Annotated in this window: 16 protein-coding genes; 6 read left to right on the plus strand and 10 right to left on the minus strand. The window is 45.1% G+C overall.

Annotated elements, in window-relative coordinates:
- Positions 1-92 precede the first annotated feature (92 nt).
- From kdpF to FW759_RS09365, 6 genes are all read left to right on the plus strand, one after another.
- The gene (kdpF, locus tag FW759_RS09340) at positions 93-173 is read left to right on the plus strand and encodes a K(+)-transporting ATPase subunit F (RefSeq protein ID WP_095568894.1); all 81 of its coding nucleotides are present in this window, start codon (positions 93-95) and stop codon (positions 171-173) included.
- A complete protein-coding gene (gene kdpA, locus FW759_RS09345; protein WP_443570826.1) occupies positions 173-1,885 on the plus strand; it encodes a potassium-transporting ATPase subunit KdpA in 1,713 nt (570 codons plus the stop codon). Before kdpF ends, kdpA begins: the two co-directional genes overlap by 1 nt.
- Positions 1,886-1,988: 103 nt before the next feature.
- The gene (gene kdpB, locus FW759_RS09350) at positions 1,989-4,127 is read left to right on the plus strand and encodes a potassium-transporting ATPase subunit KdpB (RefSeq protein ID WP_443570827.1); all 2,139 of its coding nucleotides are present in this window, start codon (positions 1,989-1,991) and stop codon (positions 4,125-4,127) included.
- A 23-nt stretch (positions 4,128-4,150) separates the two neighbouring features.
- A complete protein-coding gene (gene kdpC / locus FW759_RS09355; protein WP_443570828.1) occupies positions 4,151-4,852 on the plus strand; it encodes a potassium-transporting ATPase subunit KdpC in 702 nt (233 codons plus the stop codon).
- Positions 4,853-4,932: 80 nt separating this feature from the next.
- Positions 4,933-7,755 (plus strand): DUF4118 domain-containing protein, encoded by a 2,823-nt coding sequence (locus FW759_RS09360; RefSeq protein ID WP_443570829.1) that lies wholly within the window; start codon positions 4,933-4,935, stop codon positions 7,753-7,755.
- Positions 7,752-8,438 (plus strand): response regulator, encoded by a 687-nt coding sequence (locus FW759_RS09365; protein ID WP_443504781.1) that lies wholly within the window; start codon positions 7,752-7,754, stop codon positions 8,436-8,438. Before FW759_RS09360 ends, FW759_RS09365 begins: the two co-directional genes overlap by 4 nt.
- Positions 8,439-8,537: 99 nt before the next feature.
- Here the strand turns inward: FW759_RS09365 and modB are convergent, their stop codons facing one another.
- The 10 genes from modB to FW759_RS09415 all read right to left on the minus strand — a co-directional run bounded on the left by modB (position 8,538) and on the right by FW759_RS09415 (position 17,463).
- Positions 8,538-9,245, minus strand: coding sequence for a molybdate ABC transporter permease subunit (modB, locus tag FW759_RS09370; protein WP_062844084.1), 708 nt, complete (start codon positions 9,243-9,245; stop codon positions 8,538-8,540).
- A gap of 151 nt (positions 9,246-9,396) precedes the next feature.
- Entirely contained in the window at positions 9,397-9,888 is a 492-nt protein-coding gene (locus FW759_RS09375) for a molybdenum cofactor biosynthesis protein MoaE (RefSeq protein ID WP_062844083.1), read from the minus strand.
- Between the two features lie 143 nt (positions 9,889-10,031).
- Entirely contained in the window at positions 10,032-10,313 is a 282-nt protein-coding gene (locus tag FW759_RS09380; protein WP_062844082.1) for a MoaD/ThiS family protein, read from the minus strand.
- 86 nt (positions 10,314-10,399) lie between these two features.
- A complete protein-coding gene (moaC, locus tag FW759_RS09385; RefSeq protein WP_443570830.1) occupies positions 10,400-10,921 on the minus strand; it encodes a cyclic pyranopterin monophosphate synthase MoaC in 522 nt (173 codons plus the stop codon).
- Positions 10,922-11,656, minus strand: coding sequence for a molybdenum cofactor guanylyltransferase (mobA, locus tag FW759_RS09390; RefSeq protein WP_443570832.1), 735 nt, complete (start codon positions 11,654-11,656; stop codon positions 10,922-10,924).
- Positions 11,643-12,179 (minus strand): molybdenum cofactor biosynthesis protein B, encoded by a 537-nt coding sequence (gene moaB, locus FW759_RS09395; protein WP_095568903.1) that lies wholly within the window; start codon positions 12,177-12,179, stop codon positions 11,643-11,645. The genes mobA and moaB overlap by 14 nt, the downstream gene beginning before the upstream one ends.
- A gap of 95 nt (positions 12,180-12,274) precedes the next feature.
- A complete protein-coding gene (moaA, locus tag FW759_RS09400; RefSeq protein WP_095568904.1) occupies positions 12,275-13,381 on the minus strand; it encodes a GTP 3',8-cyclase MoaA in 1,107 nt (368 codons plus the stop codon).
- 134 nt (positions 13,382-13,515) lie between these two features.
- Positions 13,516-14,811: a molybdopterin molybdotransferase MoeA gene (locus FW759_RS09405; RefSeq protein ID WP_446442813.1), complete on the minus strand. Its 1,296-nt coding sequence runs from the start codon at positions 14,809-14,811 to the stop codon at positions 13,516-13,518.
- A 395-nt stretch (positions 14,812-15,206) separates the two neighbouring features.
- Complete coding sequence (locus FW759_RS09410) at positions 15,207-16,514, minus strand: lytic murein transglycosylase (RefSeq protein WP_446442814.1); 1,308 nt, start codon at positions 16,512-16,514, stop codon at positions 15,207-15,209.
- A 124-nt stretch (positions 16,515-16,638) separates the two neighbouring features.
- A complete protein-coding gene (locus tag FW759_RS09415) occupies positions 16,639-17,463 on the minus strand; it encodes a LysM peptidoglycan-binding domain-containing M23 family metallopeptidase (protein WP_062844077.1) in 825 nt (274 codons plus the stop codon).
- Positions 17,464-17,523: the final 60 nt, after the last annotated feature.

Below are 17,523 nucleotides of genomic sequence, written 5' to 3' on the forward strand. Positions count from 1 at the left end.
TGAAGGTCATGCTAAGCCCTCCATTTATACCTTATCTTTACTGCTGACCAACGACTCATAGCGGATCTTCATTATTATTTTTGGAGCGTGTTATGGACGTTTTTGCAGGGTTTCTTGCCTTCGGCTTATTCCTCTATTTGTTATATGTCCTGATTAAGCCGGAGGCCTTCTAATGACAATGTATGCATTATCGCAGCTGGTTATATACCTGCTTATTTTGTTTGTTTTAGGATACTTCCTATCAGGCTACATGCTTCAGCGCATGCAAGCACCTGTCTCTGCCCTTGAGTCACGCCTCTTTAGTGTGCTTGGTATGATCGGTCAAGACAAAAAGGGTAATCGTGCTTTTGGTATGAATTGGAAGCAATATGCATTAGCCATTGTCCTATTTAACTTTATTGGGTTTTTGGCGTTGTTCATTTTGCAATTGGCACAAGGTCGCTTACCGCTCAACCCAGCAAACATGACAGGTGTTACGTGGGACTTGGCGATGAATACCGCCATTAGCTTTATGACCAATACCAATTGGCAAGCCTATGGCGGCGAGAGTAGCATGAGCTACCTGACGCAAATGATGGGCTTATCTCTACAAAACTTCTTATCGGCTGCTACCGGTATCGTGGTGGCTTTTGCGTTGATGCGGGGTTTGGTGCTCAAGCAAAGCGCTCATCTAGGCAATGCGTGGATAGACTTATGGCGATGTAATATCTATATCTTACTGCCCATTGCTGCGATCATCGCTGTACTATTGATGAGTCAAGGAGTTATCCAAACGCTATCGACGTATATGGATGTACAAACCTTACAAGGTGACACGCAGACCATCGCTTTGGGTTCTGTGGCCTCACAAGAAGCCATCAAAATGCTAGGCACCAATGGTGGCGGATTCTTTAATACCAATTCCGCTCACCCGTTTGAGAACCCCACGCCTCTTTCTAACTTTATTCAAATGTTGGCCATCTTTTTGATTCCAACCGCGCTTTGTTTTTGTCTTGGCAAACTTAGTGGCAACCTAAAACAAGGCTTGGCTATTTTGGGCGCGATGACGGTCCTGTTCGTGGGCATGTATTCATTGACGGTAAGTAGTGAGCTTGCTGGCAATCCTTGGCTGGCAGCGCAAGTTCAAGGACTGACCGATGCCAGCGTGAGCGGCAACATGGAAGGGAAAGAAATACGCTTTGGTATTGTGGCTTCGTCGCTGTTTGCCACTATCACGACGGCGGCATCATGCGGCGCAGTAAATGCAATGCATGATTCCTTCACGCCCCTCGGTGGTCTTAGCACCATGCTACAGATGCAATTGGGTGAAGTGGTGTTTGGTGGTGTGGGCGCAGGCCTTTACGGTATGTTGCTCTTTGCTATTTTAGCTGTGTTTGTTTCAGGCCTTATGATTGGCCGTACGCCTGAATATCTTGGCAAAAAAATCGAACCTTTTGAGATGAAAATGGTGGTATTGGCCCTATTGGCCGCGCCTCTTATGGTGTTGCTCGGCACTGCGATTAGTGTGATGACGCCTTCTGGTCAAGCAGGTATTTTTAATCCAAGTGCTCATGGTTTTAGTGAAGTGCTCTATGCCTTTAGTTCGGCTGCCAACAACAATGGTTCCGCGTTTGCAGGCTTGGGCGCGAACTCCCTGTTTTATAACTTTATGCTTGGTCTTTCTATGTTGGTTGGACGCTTTGGTGTGATTATTCCTGTATTGGCTCTGGCAGGATCGTTGGTGCAAAAGCCTAGACTCGAAGTCAATAGCGGGACCCTACCCACCACCACGCCTTTGTTTGTCGGGCTTTTGGTCGGCACTGTCCTTATGATTGGCGCCTTAACCTTTGTCCCTGCTTTAGCACTTGGGCCCATCATAGAGCAGATTTGGATGCTGGGCGGCTAGCCGCTTTATATCGGCCAGCATCGAGTCATCTTATCCATCATAGATCGGCTCTATACCCAGCAGCGAATCGCCCCATTTTTATGATTATGTGAGGAATACCAACATGAAGGTTATATCAGATCCTAACGAGCAGTCCACCAATTTACAGTCACAACAAGATCCCAATCAGTCAGGCTCGCCCAAAAAACCTGCGCAAGGACTACTTGATCCTGCCTTGATCAAGCCAGCGTTAAAAGCCGCGTTACTTAAACTTGATCCAAGAGTCCAATGGCGCAATCCCGTGATGTTCGTGGTTTATATCGGCTCATTGCTGACCAGCATTTTAGCCATCACCATGCTGACTCAACCCCAATCAGGCGTTGGTTTTACGCTAGCCATTACTTTTTGGCTGTGGTTCACGCTGTTGTTTGCAAACTTCGCCGAGGCTTTGGCAGAGGGTCGCAGCAAAGCGCAAGCCGCCAGTCTCAAACAAGCACGCCAAGATGTGCAAGCTCGCAAACTGACGAATGCTAATAGACACTCAGACGCATTGATGATTCAAGCCACAGCGCTAAATCAAGATGACATCGTGTTAGTCAACGCAGGCGAAATCATTCCTGCTGATGGCGAGGTCATAGAAGGCCTAGCCTCAGTAGACGAATCGGCGATCACAGGCGAGTCAGCCCCTGTCATTCGTGAAAGTGGTGGTGATTTTAATGCAGTGACGGGCGGCACCAAGGTATTGTCCGATTGGCTAATGATTCGTATCACGCAAGCCCCGGGACAAGGGTTTTTGGATCGTATGATTTCGTTGGTAGAAGGTGCAAAACGTACCAAGACCCCCAATGAGATCGCCTTGACCATTTTATTAGTCGCACTGACCCTGATATTTTTGATGGTGTGTGTTACGTTATTGCCTTTTTCGCAATTTGCCGTACTGTCTTCAGGCACTGGCGAGCCGATATCTATCGTAGTTTTGGTCGCATTATTGGTCTGTTTGATACCGACCACCATTGGCAGTTTGTTATCAGCCATTGGCGTTGCCGGTATGAGCCGCATGATGCAAGCCAACGTCATCGCAACTTCTGGACGCGCGGTAGAAGCAGCAGGTGATGTTGACGTCTTACTACTCGACAAAACGGGCACCATTACTTATGGCAATCGCCAAGCGGCGTTATTTGTTCCTGCCCAAGGCGTAACAGAAAGCCAGCTTGCCGAGGTGGCTCTCATCAGCTCATTAACCGATGAGACACCAGAAGGACGCAGTATCGTTAAACTTGCGCAAAGTCGTTTTGATATTGACGATGAAGTATGGAAAGCACGTTCGTTTGAGACGATTGAATTTACCGCTCAAACGCGTATGAGTGGCACAGATATTGATGGTCGCCGTATTCGTAAAGGTGCTTTTGATGCAATCATAAAGTGGGTTGAATCTCAAGGTGGCAAACTTCCCAACAATCTAGATCAACAAGTCGCAGAAGTCGCTCGCCGCGGTAGTACACCACTGCTTGTGACAGACAGCGGAAAACTGCTTGGCATCATAGAACTAAAAGACGTGGTCAAATCGGGCATAAAAGAGCGCTTTGCCGAACTGCGTAAGATGGGAATTACCACCGTTATGATCACTGGTGACAACCCCCTAACTGCTGCCGCTATTGCGGCCGAAGCAGGCGTGGATGACTTTATGGCAGAAGCCACGCCAGAACAAAAACTAGAGAGAATACGCAGTTATCAACGTCAAGGCAAACTGGTCGCTATGACTGGCGATGGGACCAATGACGCGCCTGCTTTGGCTCAAGCTGATGTAGCAGTCGCTATGAATAGCGGGACTCAAGCTGCCAAAGAAGCGGCCAACATGGTTGATTTGGACTCAAATCCGACCAAGCTCATTGAAGTGGTACAAACGGGTAAGCAGATGCTGATGACTCGCGGTGCCTTGACGACGTTCAGTCTTGCAAACGATATCGCCAAGTATTTTGCGATTATCCCAGCCGCATTTGCCAGTACCTACCCAGCGCTTGGTGTGCTCGACATTATGCAACTGGGTAGTCCCAAAAGCGCCATTTTGTCCGCCATTATTTTTAATGCGTTAATTATTGTGTTTCTTATTCCCTTAGCGCTGCGTGGCGTCACTTATAGACCTGATTCTGCCATCAATCTATTACGTCGTAACTTAATGATATACGGCTTGGGCGGACTGCTTTTACCCTTCGTCGGCATCAAACTGATTGATCTTATTATTAACGCACTGCACTTGGTATAACCACAATACGGATGATAACGACTATGCAAACTAACCACTCCATACTTTCTAGTAACGTGACGCAACCTACGGCTTCTATGAACGCTGAACACTCACATATTGATGATAATGATGATAAAAACACCGAGATTGATCAGGCGGCCACTCGTATGCCCATGCTCAAACCCGCGTTGTCATTATTTATCGTCTTAGCCATCACTTTAGGTTTATGCTATCCCTTATTAATGACAGGCGTCGCGCAAGTAACAATGCCGAACAAAGCCAACGGTAGCATGATAGAGCAAAACGGCAGCTTGGTTGGCTCTACGCTCATTGGCCAGACATTTGATCAACCAGAATACCTATGGACTCGCCCATCAGCCGCTGGAGATGGCTACGATGCGGCGCAATCATCGGGCAGTAACTTAGGTCCACTGAATCCTGAATTGGTCACCAATGTAGAGACGCAAGTACAAAAACTTAAAGCAGCCGATCCACAAAACACCACGCCCATTCCTCTTGATCTGGTCACCATGTCAGGTAGTGGATTAGATCCACATATCTCCCCTGCCGCTGCCGAGTGGCAAGTGAATAGAGTGGCACGTATACGAGGCATCAGTAGCGAGCAAGTACAAAAAGTGATTGATGCTCATACAGAAGGTCGTCAGCTTTATTGGCTGGGTGAGCCGCGCGTGAACGTATTGGCTGTCAACTTAGCGTTAGATGAGATGTCTCGTACCAATTGATTTACACTAAGCACCAAGCAATGAGTAAGATGATAAGTGGGCGAGATAATAAATGAGCGCCATGATAAGTGAGTGCCTTAATGACGAACATAGACATGAGTGATCAGCGACCCAATCCAGAAGATTTATTGCAGCAAATAAAGCAGCAAGAAGACACGCTGAATAGAGGCAAACTAAAAATCTTCTTTGGATCTTCAGCAGGCGTGGGAAAAACTTATGACATGCTCTGCGCCGCTCAAAGAGATCAAGCGCATGGACTCGATGTCTTAGTCGGTATCGTAGAAACGCATGGTCGTAGTGAAACAGCGGCGCTGCTAAAGGGACTACCGATACTGCCATTACGCCAGATTGAGTATCGGGCGCAAACCTTGCTAGAGTTCGACATTGATGAGGCGTTGGCGCGTAGTCCTGATATTTTATTGGTGGATGAGCTGGCCCATAGTAATGTGCCAGGATCTCGGCACCCAAAACGTTGGCATGATGTCAATGAGCTCTTAAAAGCCGGTATCAGTGTTTATACCACGGTTAATGTCCAACATTTAGAGAGCCTAAACGATGTTGTGAATCAAATCACAGGCGTCGTTGTACAAGAAACCATCCCCGACTGGTTCTTTGATCAAGCAAACGAAGTGGTATTGGTTGACTTGCCAGCCGATGAGCTACTAGCACGACTGCACGAAGGCAAGGTATATATTCCCAGCCAAGCAAAACACGCCATAAAAAACTTCTTTAGAAAAGGCAATCTGATTGCCCTTCGAGAGCTGGCCTTACGCCGAACGGCTGATCTAGTCGATGCTGATATGCGTGACTATCGCAATCAATCTCGCATATCCTCTATTTGGAATACAGCAGACCAGCTCTTGGTCGGCATCAGTACGCGCGAGTATAGCGAACGCCTTATCCGTCATGCGGCAAGACTTGCCAGCAGCTTACATTCTCAGTGGTATGTCATTTATGTAGAGACGCCTAGAAGCCCTTATAAACGCGCTAAAAATAAACAAAACGTGTTAAATGCCTTACGCTTAGCAGATGAGTTAGGCGCAAAGACAGAAATCATCAGCGCCATTACTGTGGCTGAGGGCTTGGTCAGTTATGCGCATCAATTTAATATTGGACGTATTATCATCGGACAAAACCAAGGTGCTTCTTATTTTAACGGCTCATTGGTTAAGCAAATCTCAGAGCAAGATTTGAATTTAGACTTAATACTGGTTAATCAAACCAAAAAGAAAAATAAGCTGACAGCCGAGCGCCAACCACCTTTTTGGAACATCTCCGACTTATCTTCCACAGACAACCGTACGGGTTATTTGATGGCGATGTTAGGCTGTACGCTTGTCACCGTTAGCTTAGTCGCCCTGACGCGTTGGTTTGATTTGGCCAATGTGGTGATGCTCTATTTATTGGTTATTGTATTTATCTCCGTGCGCTTTGGCCGCGCCCCTGGAATATTTGCTGCGCTTTTGAGTGTGCTAAGTTTTGATTTATTTTTTGTGGAACCGAAGCTTTCTTTTAGCGTGAGCGATGTGCAGTATCTTGTGACTTTTGCCGTCATGCTCATTGTCTCTTTAATCATTAATAACCTAGCAGTAGGCTTACGTTTTCAAGCTCAAAATGCGCGTAAACGTGAGCAACAAGCCATCTCGATGAGTCACTTGGCACAAAACTTAAGTGCTGCTCGTAAAAATGACGAAATCATCAGTCAATCCATCGTGTGGCTGAACAAGCATATCGCCAGCAAAGCCCTCATGGTGATGCCAAATGTCGATGGCAAGCTGCTTCTTGTCTCAGAGCCAAACGCGCCGACGGATTTTAATTGGACGGTAGCGCAATGGGTGTTCGATCACAACGAAAGCGCGGGACTGGCAACCAATACCCTACCTGCCAACACCATGCATTATCGAGCGCTTGCGACCTCAAGTCGTGTGCTGGCGGTATTGGCATTGAAACCGACAGATAACGATAATTTTAATCAGCCCGAGCAACAGCGAACGCTCGATGTGGCACTTGCGCAAATTACGCTCGCATTAGAGCGCGTGCATTACGCAAAAGTTGCCCAAAACGCTCTTATCAGAGTGGAATCAGAGCGCCTGCGTGGCTCACTCCTATCAGCCTTATCTCATGACATTCGTACGCCCATTACCGTACTATCAGGACTTGCCACTTCGCTTGCCACCCAACCTTTAGTACTCGATGAACAAAAGCAGTTGGCAATCGACATCGAACAGCAAGCTCGTGTCATTCAGCGTTTGGTCATCAATATTCTAGATTACGTGGCACTCCAATCTGGCGGGATGAAACTGAACAAGCAGTGGGTCAGTTTGGAGGAAATCATCGGCAGCAATATTCGTCAACTCGACCCCTATCTACAAAATCGACAGATTAAAATAGACATTCCTCATGCGTTAGATTTTATCTATACGGATGAGCTTATTTTGTCGCGAATTCTGAATAACTTGTTGACCAATGCGATTAACTACACCCCAGATAGTGCGACTATTGAAATTCAAGCCACACTTGATCAACCATCACATATTCAAAGAAACCAAAACTCGCAACATCACCAAAGCCCTCCACATAACCAAAACCTGTCCCACTATCAAATAACGGTAACAGATAGTGGCCAAGGCTTACCGATAGGTATGGAGGAAAAAATATTTGAACGCTTCACGCGCGGTGATACGGAAAGTAGTACAACAGGACTGGGATTGGGTCTGGCATTGAGTCGAGATTTGGTTAAACATTTAGGCGGCACGCTAAGCGCACACAATATCCAGCCGCATGGCGCACAATTTGTTATAGTGCTACCGTGGGAACCTTTATCAGAAAAAGATATGTTTGATGACAAGTTTGTACTCGACGCGTCAGAGATGACAGCACATTCAAAAAATAAGGCACTATGAAGACCATTCTAATTATCGAAGACGAAGCTCATATTACCCGATTTATAAAATCTGCTATGGAGCAAGAAGGCTATCAAGTCTTCACAGCAGACAGCTCAAACAGAGGGCTGATAGAAGCTGCTTCTCGGCGTCCGGACTTGCTTATCTTGGATTTGGGCTTACCAGATGCAGATGGTTGCGATGTGATCTTAGATATCCGAACGTGGTCATCGCTCCCTATTTTGGTATTGTCGGCGCGCAGTGATGAGCAAGATAAAATCAAAGCGCTAAATCTGGGCGCAGATGATTATTTGGTAAAACCCTTTAGCATGGGTGAGCTGATCGCTAGAGTAAACGCGCACATGCGGCGCTGGCAAGTAGGATATGAGACGCCCGTTGAGTTGACACTCGGCAACGTCAGTATTGATTTGGCACAAAGACAAGTCAGTAAAAATGGTGACAACATTCATCTCACCCCGATCGAATATCGGCTACTGACGGTATTGATCAAAAATGCTGAAAAAGTCATGACACATCAGCAGCTACTCACAGAAGTATGGGGCAAAGGTCACAATCACCAAGAGCACTATGTGCGGATATTTATGTCCAACTTACGGCAAAAACTCGAAGACAACCCCTCTAGGCCAAATTATTTTTTAACCGAAATTGGTGTGGGTTATAAGCTTCATATTCCAAAGCCTTAATTTCTTGATACTTTGATATCTTGATGACGTGATATCACAAAAACTATGGTCTTAATGACGTCTAAAATAAAAGGATTGCTGTCCCTATTTCTCATCACGTTATCTTAACGAACGCTGACTCATGCGGCTGACACTCGCAATCAAAACCACCATAATAATGCCAACGATGATAAGAACACCTGACATCATGTGCGCGGCTTCATAATTAAGCGCCTCGACTTGCTCATATATCGCAATCGATACCACTTTGGTCTCCCCTGAGATACTGCCGCCGATCATCAACACCACACCAAACTCACCAATCGTATGAGCAAAGCTAATCAAGCTCCCAAGCACAATACCTGTGCGTGCCTGTGGTAAAACCACTCTGATAAAACGCTTTAGAGCGCTAGGTTCGAGTAAATAGGCCACGTCCATGACATTGCGTGGAATACGCAAAAACTGAGCGTATACAGGTTGAATATAAAAAGGCAGTGAGTAAATAATTGAGCCGATGACAAGACCTTCAAAAGTAAAGATCAATGAGCTGATGTTATGTTCGCTTAACCACTGACCAATACCCATATTCGGGCTGAGTAATAGTAAAAGATAAAACCCGATGACAGTCGGCGGCAATACGAGTGGCATAGCAATGACACCCATGAGTAGAACTTTAAAACGTGCCACTCCTTGATTACGACTGGGTTTAGCCAGCCAATACGCCACAGGGGTCGCAAACAGTAATAAACACAGAGTAGTAATGCTGGCAAGCTTAATGCTTACCCAAAATGGACTCAGCATGTCTGACATAAGCGACTGATCTATCATAATGTCACTGCTCGTCTCATTGGTAGAGGTATTATTATAGGTGAGGGTTTGTCTTAGAAAACGGATCGTACCAGATGCAGCGGCTACTTAAACTGCCGTCATAAACCGTAAATGCAGCCCATTTCTGCTTAGTCTGCTTAGCTGTGATGACTTAGCCATTGTTGCTAAGCCATTTCGAGGAGTCTCCCTCATAATACTCTTGTTTCCAAACGGGGATATCTGCCTTGATGGTATCCAATATCCAGCGGCACGCATCAAATGCCGGATAACGATGCGCAGAAACCACCCCAACCCATACTGCCACATCACCAATCTCTAAAGCACCGATACGGTGTATCGCAATGGCATGCGTAATCTCAAAACGCTTTTTGGCTTCCTCTATGATCGCGCGACCTTGATTGAGTGCCAAATCTTCATAACCATAGTAAGTCAAACGCTCAACACTCTCAGCATTATTATGATTGCGCACGCGACCCTCAAAGCACACAAACGCACCACAACTATCATCATCAAGGGTGTTTTTGAGGCGATCTTCGTCAATGGCCGTGTCTAATAGCGCAAAACCATCACGTTCAGCAATCTGATAAACCTCATCCACACTGCGCTTGATGGTCATGGAATGGCTATGAACGTTGTCTGTCATCTCTTATCTCTACTTGCCGTTATATTAAACATAAAGCTTTTTTTATTGATTCACTCTATAAGCACCCTACTACTAGGACAAATTTTCCGCAGTAGCATAAGGCTATCTTCTTATAATTTTTTTGATGCTAATGTTGTCAAAAACTACCCACCAGCCACTGGGGTGATAAATACCACATTATCCCCATCAGAGATAGAATCTGTCCATTTTGCAAAATAATCATTAATGGCAACTCGCAGTTCTGACTGTGGACGACTAAAACGATGCTTTTGGCACAGATGCTCATACAATTCAATCAGTGACGTCGATTGCTGTACGGTGACCGTTTCTTGTTGACAATTGGCTTCGTCCGCTAGGCTCGCGAAATACAGAACGTTAATATCCATTGTCGCATCAGCAGAACTTGCCACGGCAGTATTACTCATAAATCCTTCCCTTCTAAATATCTATAGTCGATTCTAAATGACGACAGCATTTGGCTTTAAGTCTTACGGTTTTAAGTACGGTTGCTTTAAGCGTGGTTGTAATCTGATTTGCCGCCTGTCTTATTGATAAGGCGAACATTATCGATCACAATATCGTGCGACAAGGCTTTGGTCATATCATAAATGGTCAAACAAGCAACGCTGACAGCCGTCAACGCTTCCATTTCAACCCCTGTCTTATGCGTAACTTTTACCGTACCACTGACAATGATGCTATCAAGCGCATCATCATAATCAAAGGTTAAGCCAATCTTATCGAGTGGCAATGGGTGGCAAAGCGGTATCAAGTCATACGTACGCTTAGCAGCCATAATTCCCGCAATGTGCGCGGTTTGAGTGATACTTCCTTTTTTGGTCATCCCATCAGCCGCTTTGATTTGCTGATATATCACACTTGGAAATCGCACTTGACCGACCGCAGTAGCCTCTCGCGTCGTGGCAGTTTTACCACTGACATCGACCATAGTGATGTCACCATCACTGTCTAAATGAGATAAAGTCGATTGCTTGGTGTCTTGGCGATTGTCTTTTTGACTGTCCATATTCATTTATATTTCTCTTGATAACGCTGTATTTATATTTCTCAAAGCCTCGCAAGCATGCACAAACTCTGCGGGCGTATTAAAATTGGTTAAAGGCTGCCACTGTTTCAAAAATTGCACCGTCTGGACAACGGGATTAATAAATGACATGACTCTACGCTCACCATTATCAATATAGGCCTTTAAGTCAGGCTCAATACTGACTCGGTAAATGCCTAACAGTGGGTACAAATGATTCTCATCCGCTAAGCAAATGACTTTTTTATCTTTAGCATTATCTATCAAGGACTGTAAATTCTGCCATAACTCCGTCGCGGGTATTAAGCTATCACAGCTGATCACCAGCAACCACGACGATTGCAATAGTAACTTGTTTTCTAAGGCAGCTGAGCTATTTAAAGTGATCAGTGTTTGCAATGCCGATTCAATCGCAACCAGTGCCCCGCCCGTCTTACTTTTTTTATCGTTATTAACGACTTCATAATCAGCAATATGGATAATAGGCGGCTGTGATTCATTGTCCATTAGTACTGAGTCGACCTCAAAACCACGTTCATTGTCTGCAATCATTACAGGCACATTTAAATTTAACGAATGGCGAACATGATAATCGAGCAGCTGCTCATTCGTTGGTAATGTCAGCGTCGCTTTGGGTGTGCCCATTCGTCTAGATGCACCGCCTGCTAAAACAACTACGCCTGCCAAATTATATTGAAAGTTTGAATAGTTAGTTATGGTCATGACTGGGGTTTTGTGCCATGAAGTGCGGTACAAAATTACAAGGACGCGTGCGGCTGTCGAACTGCTCTTTTAGGATATTTTCCCAGCCAGTACGGCAAGCACCAGACGAACCTGGTAAACAAAAAATACCCGTGCCATTTGCCATACCAGCCACTGCACGCGACTGTACGGTTGACATACCAATTTCATCTTTTGAGATTAATCGAAACATTTCGCCAAAGCCATCAATGGATTTATCAAACAGCACTTGCACCGCTTCTGGCATGCTGTCTCTGATAAAAAATCCTGTGCCGCCCGTGGTTATCACTGCATGAACGTTTGGATCAGCAATCCAGCCGCTAATAACGGCCCTTATCTGATAAATATCATCCGTAATCAGCTGACGGTCTGCTAAATGGTGCCCCGCTTCGTTCAAGCTATCTGCCAAATACTGTCCAGATGTATCCTCCGCGAGTGTGCGACTGTCAGATACGGTCAATACAGCGATATTTAATGGCGTAAATTGTGCAGCGGGCTTACTCATAGAGTTTCCTTTATAAAGTGCTTGTTCAGTAAAATTTAAGATCCATTACTTTTTATTATTCAAGCGTGTTGTTATTAAAGCGCGTCATCAAGGCACTAACCACCAATAATCGATAGATTATGCATGATGCCACTATTAGCGTCATGTAAGTGGTGATGCTCAGGCTTAATCGGCATAAAACTGTGCAAAGTATTGACCAATCCTGCAACATCATCCTGCTGTAGATGCGGGCGAATATCATAATTGCCTTGGTCAAATAAACACAAATGCACCTTACCCTGACTGCTCACCCGCAGACGATTACAAGTGTCGCAAAAATGCGCAGCATAGGGCGCAATCATACCGATACGACCGACATAATCTGGATGACTATATTCGACTGCTGGTCCATCGGCATGGCCTCGCTCATTTGGCTGCCAGCCATGCGCCAATAAATAATCGATAATGGTGTCAGACTGAGCGTGCTGCGCAAAGAACAAATCACTATTATCGCTTGTCTGCATAAATTCGATAAAACGATAAGTGACCGCTCTGTCTTTGACATAATCAATGGCTTGCAATAGATTTTCAAAGGCAGTTTCCGCCATCAAAATACTATTGATTTTAAGTTTGATATCTGTGGTTTCTAACAGCTCATCCATGTCTGCAAGGAGTTGTGGCAACGTATTAAAACCCGTCATCTTATGAAAGGTCGCCGCGTCAAAACTGTCCATGCTGATGTTTAGCTGATCCAATCCCGCGGCTTGCCAACTGGCCAAATGCTTACCAAGCTTATAACCATTGCTCGTCATAGCAACGGTTTCTATACCTTTGGTTTGTTTGACCGTTTTAATAATATCAACAATGTCACGGCGGATAGAAGGTTCACCACCCGTAATTCTGACCTTTTTGGTGCCGACTTGGGCAAATCCGCGAATTAATGTGGCAATCTCCGGCACACTCAACTCATCATCAGGACGTTTGCCTTGATAACCATTTGGCAAGCAGTACTCACAGCGAAAGTTACAAAAGTCCGTGATGGATAACCGCAAATAAGTCAAACGACGAGAAAACCCATCAGTTAGGGGTTGATAGGATTCAACTGTATTATCAGTAGGTGCCATTATAGACAACGATTGATAAGTCTCAACCGTATCTACAGCAGACACCGAGGTAGGCGAATACCATTGGGTACTGTCTAATTTGACGCTATTATCACTCATATTTTATTGCCATTAGCAGTGCTGATTGGCAACACTGCTTTATTATTCGCGTTTAGCTTACCATTGTAAGGCTGATTTTCTATTTTTCCTCAGTTTTTCTGTAGTCATCTTATAGCAAATTAGCAACCGATGACTTAGCGATACAGCCATGGAAAAGGTTGTACAGTCACCATGTTATTTGCTGAAACACTGCCACTGTCTTTATCTAACACAACAAAACAATTGGCACGGCTGAGCTGCTTGATTCTATGAGATTGTTGACCCGAAAAACACTCAACTTGATAATCGCCTGCTTCATTTTGAGACAAAAAACCGCGCTGAAAGTCTTTGCGGCCAGGCGATTTTTTGACATCATTGGTCAGCGTCGCTTTTACATTCAGTACCATAGGCTGCTCTGCCACGTCTGCTCCTGACATCTGCCACAGTGCCGGTATGACAAACTGTAGTGCACCAACGACCGTAGACAAAGGATTACCTGGCAATCCAAAATACAGTACAGGTTTATCAAGCCCTTGATTCAATTCGCCAAATACAAACGGCTTACCTGGTTTCATTGCTACTTTATAGTGATTAATTTGGCCCAGTGCTTCAATGACATTGGTCAAAAAATCATAGTCGCCAACCGATACCCCAGCTGTGGATATCAAGACATCACAGTCTTGCATGGCTGTATTTACAGCAGCCGTTGTCTGCGCCAAATCATCAGGAATAATGCCGTAATCGCGAATACTGATAGGTAGATCTGACAGTAAGCTCTTAAGAGTTGGGGTGTTAGAGTTGTATATTTGTGCCAAGCTTGTCAGATCTTTGCCAATAGCAACGAGCTCATCACCAGTCGCCAAAACACCTACTACCAGTGGCTGCAAAACACGGACTTCACTGACACCCAAGTTGGCAAGTAAGCTGATATCAGCAGGATTGATACGTTTGCCTACCGCTAACACGGCTTCACCCGACTCAATCTCTTCGCCCTGTTTACGAATATTGCTATCAAGCTGAGCCGTTTGTTTGAGTGTTATGGCATAAGGTTGTGACTTATCAATTGTGTCTCTGATTTCTGCAAAGTTGGTATTCTCTTGCATAATCACGGTATCACAACTGTCTGGTACAACAGCGCCCGTAAAAATACGAACCCCTTGACCCGCTGTGAGATGACCAGTGTACGCACAGCCCGCTTGTGATTCGCCAATAATGTCGATCGAGCTGTCTTGATTAAGCTCGCTACCTTGACTAATCGCATAACCATCCATGGCAGACACATTTTGTCTTGGTACATCAAATGGCGAGACAATATCTTGAGCCAGCACTTGATTACAGCTGTTCAATAGCTCGCAGGTGTTGGTCGCTCTAACGTGTAACGGAAAGTCATTATTATTATAGTTCTCTATGCGCTGCTTTATCGCAGATTGTAATGCTTCCATGGTAATCATAAAGGTATACTCTTCTAGTTATTCTCATTATCAATTTATCAAAATCATCTTGTTTAGAGTGTAGCATTCACAGATCAAACTTTCTTGCGCCAATACTGTCTTTAGCGTTTGACAGGGATAATCGTCTTTTGAAATTGGCATAACCATTCACGCATCTACTTTTACTCTAATCAGTTTAAACACATTTCTAGTTTAAGCACATCTCGACAGGGTTATTTTGGCAATTTTAATAAATGCCAAAAAAGTGGTTATAGAGTAAAGCAAAAAAGCACCCGAATAAGGTGCTTTTTTGTTGTCGCTACGAGGCCACAATTTTTATAGTAATCATTGAGCCTTGATGACAATTCTAACTTTTAAAAACAAAGCTGTTCAACCAGCCATGATATCAATCTACTTCACCATGAGGCTAATGAAGAGGCACTACGCTGCGTGATAAAACCGTCTGGCGTTTGACCATTGTCTGCCTGCCAGCGCTGAAATGCCTTACGAGTATTTGTACCAACAATCCCATCAGCACCTTTAGTATCATAGCCTGAGCTGGTCAAACGCTGCTGTAAATTGCGCACTTGAGCAGTCGATAATGGACGCTCATAACGCGGCCAAGCGGTTCGCAATCCACTTTGTCCAGCAAGCGCTTTACCAAGCAAGCTAACTCCTAACGCATAACTTGAAGAATTATTGTAAACCTTAATCACATCGAAGTTCGGGCTGAGTAGTAATACTGGGCCATCCTTGCCAGCTGGTAGCCACAACTCCATCTGTGTGTTGGCATCCAAATAGACATCCGCTATGGTGTCCACACCCATGGCCGCCCATCTTGCTGCTGGCTGTTTACTGCCCACCACTGAGTAATCAAATGATGCAGGAACCGTAACTTCATAAAATGGCGCTAAGCCACGAACCCATCCTGAATTACTAAGATAGTTTGCGGTAGACGCTAAAGCATCTGATGTTGCCCAAGGGTTACGATGTCCATTGTTATCGCCATCTACGCCCTGCTTGAGCCATGTATCAGGAATAAACTGTGTTTGCCCCATACCGCCTGCCCAAGAACCATCAAGCTGCGACCAAGATACATCGCCACGCTGTAACAAGGTTGCCAGTGATAATAATTGAGTTTCGGCAAACTCTTGACGACGACCATCATAGGCAAGACTGGCAAGAGAGCTTGGTATACTGCTGTTACCCGTCACTGCTCCATAAGAGGACTCCATACCCCATATTGCCGCGACAATTTCTGCATTGACGCCATACTGTGACTCTAACTGCGACAAAAACGCACGTTGCTCAGCAAATTTTCGTTTACCTGTACTTACTCGACCGTCTGATACAGCAGAGTCCACATATTCCCAAGGCATTTTAGAGAATTCTGGCTGTCCTGAGTCCAACGAGATAACCTGTTGATTCAAATACGCAGAATCTAAAAGACGACGAACTGTCGCAGCATCATGGCCTGACGAGATTGCTCGCATTGAGAAGTCTGACTTCCAATCAGAAAAGCTGTTGTAGCTTGGCTTGGCAACGGGCTGAGGCTTGACAACGACTGGACGCGGCGTTGGTTTTACCTGAATGGTTTGAGTCTGTGTGATCTCAACATTGCCTTGGCGTACAGGTTTGCTTTGTTTCTGCATGGCCTGTTGGCTCGTACACCCGACCATCACTAGGGCAGGAAAAAGAGCGACATAATGCTTTTTTATAATCATAAAAATTCTCAGGTGTGAATAAGTAAACTGACTCAAATAAAGCAACATCATCAAAAACGTTAACATCAACCCGTTTTAAATACGTTGCCAAATCAACCAAGCCATTCAAAATATCAGGTTGAACTTAACGCCCTAATACTGCACGCGGGTCAATAGGATTGCCATTTAAGCGTACTTGGAATTCCAATCCTACTTGATTGGTTTGACCACTGTTACCCATATTGGCAATACGCTGACCTTGTTGTACCGTATCCCCTTCTTTAACCAGTAGTTGGCTGTTATGAGCATACGCCGTGATATAATTATCGCTATGGCGAATCATAATGAGATTGCCATATTCTGGCAGACCACTACCTGAGTAAAGCACAGTGCCAGCTTGACTGGCAAGCACAGGATCACCAACATTACCAGCAAACCACATACCCATATTGCCAGCTGCTGCGTCAAAGTTGCGAGTCACCTGATTGCGACTTGGATACTCATAACCTGAGGTTGAGTTCGCAGTTACCTCATAGGCAGGACTTGATGAATTATTTGTAGGCACGTTCGTAGCGGGTGGCGTATAGGTATAAGCTGGTTGTGAGACAGTCGGCGTAGCGGTATTGTAGCTATTGTTGTTACGAGGGTTGTTACCTGCTGCTTGATTTCCTTCCCATAGCTTGAGCCATTGCCCACTATAAATCGTATACTTACTGTCTAGACCATTCATTGCGCCAATTTGACGATAACTGAGGCGATAACGCTCGGCAATCTGACTGACCGTATCACCACGTTGTACGCGATGATAATTGGGAACGCCTTGAGCATTGGTGATGATTTTAGGCCCAGCTTGGTTGGCTGCTTGGTAAGTAGGTTTTGTAGCACAGCCCACCATCGCAAGCGTCGCCACTGTCATCGTACCAATCAATGCCGCTGTTGCAAAGCGCGATCCCGCCATAAGCTTTTTCATACAAAATTTCCTATTCTTTGTGTTGCTCACAAATGCCTTGTGTGACTCAAAAAGCATTTG

The sequence above is a fragment of the Psychrobacter sp. 1176_08 genome (assembly GCF_052850615.1).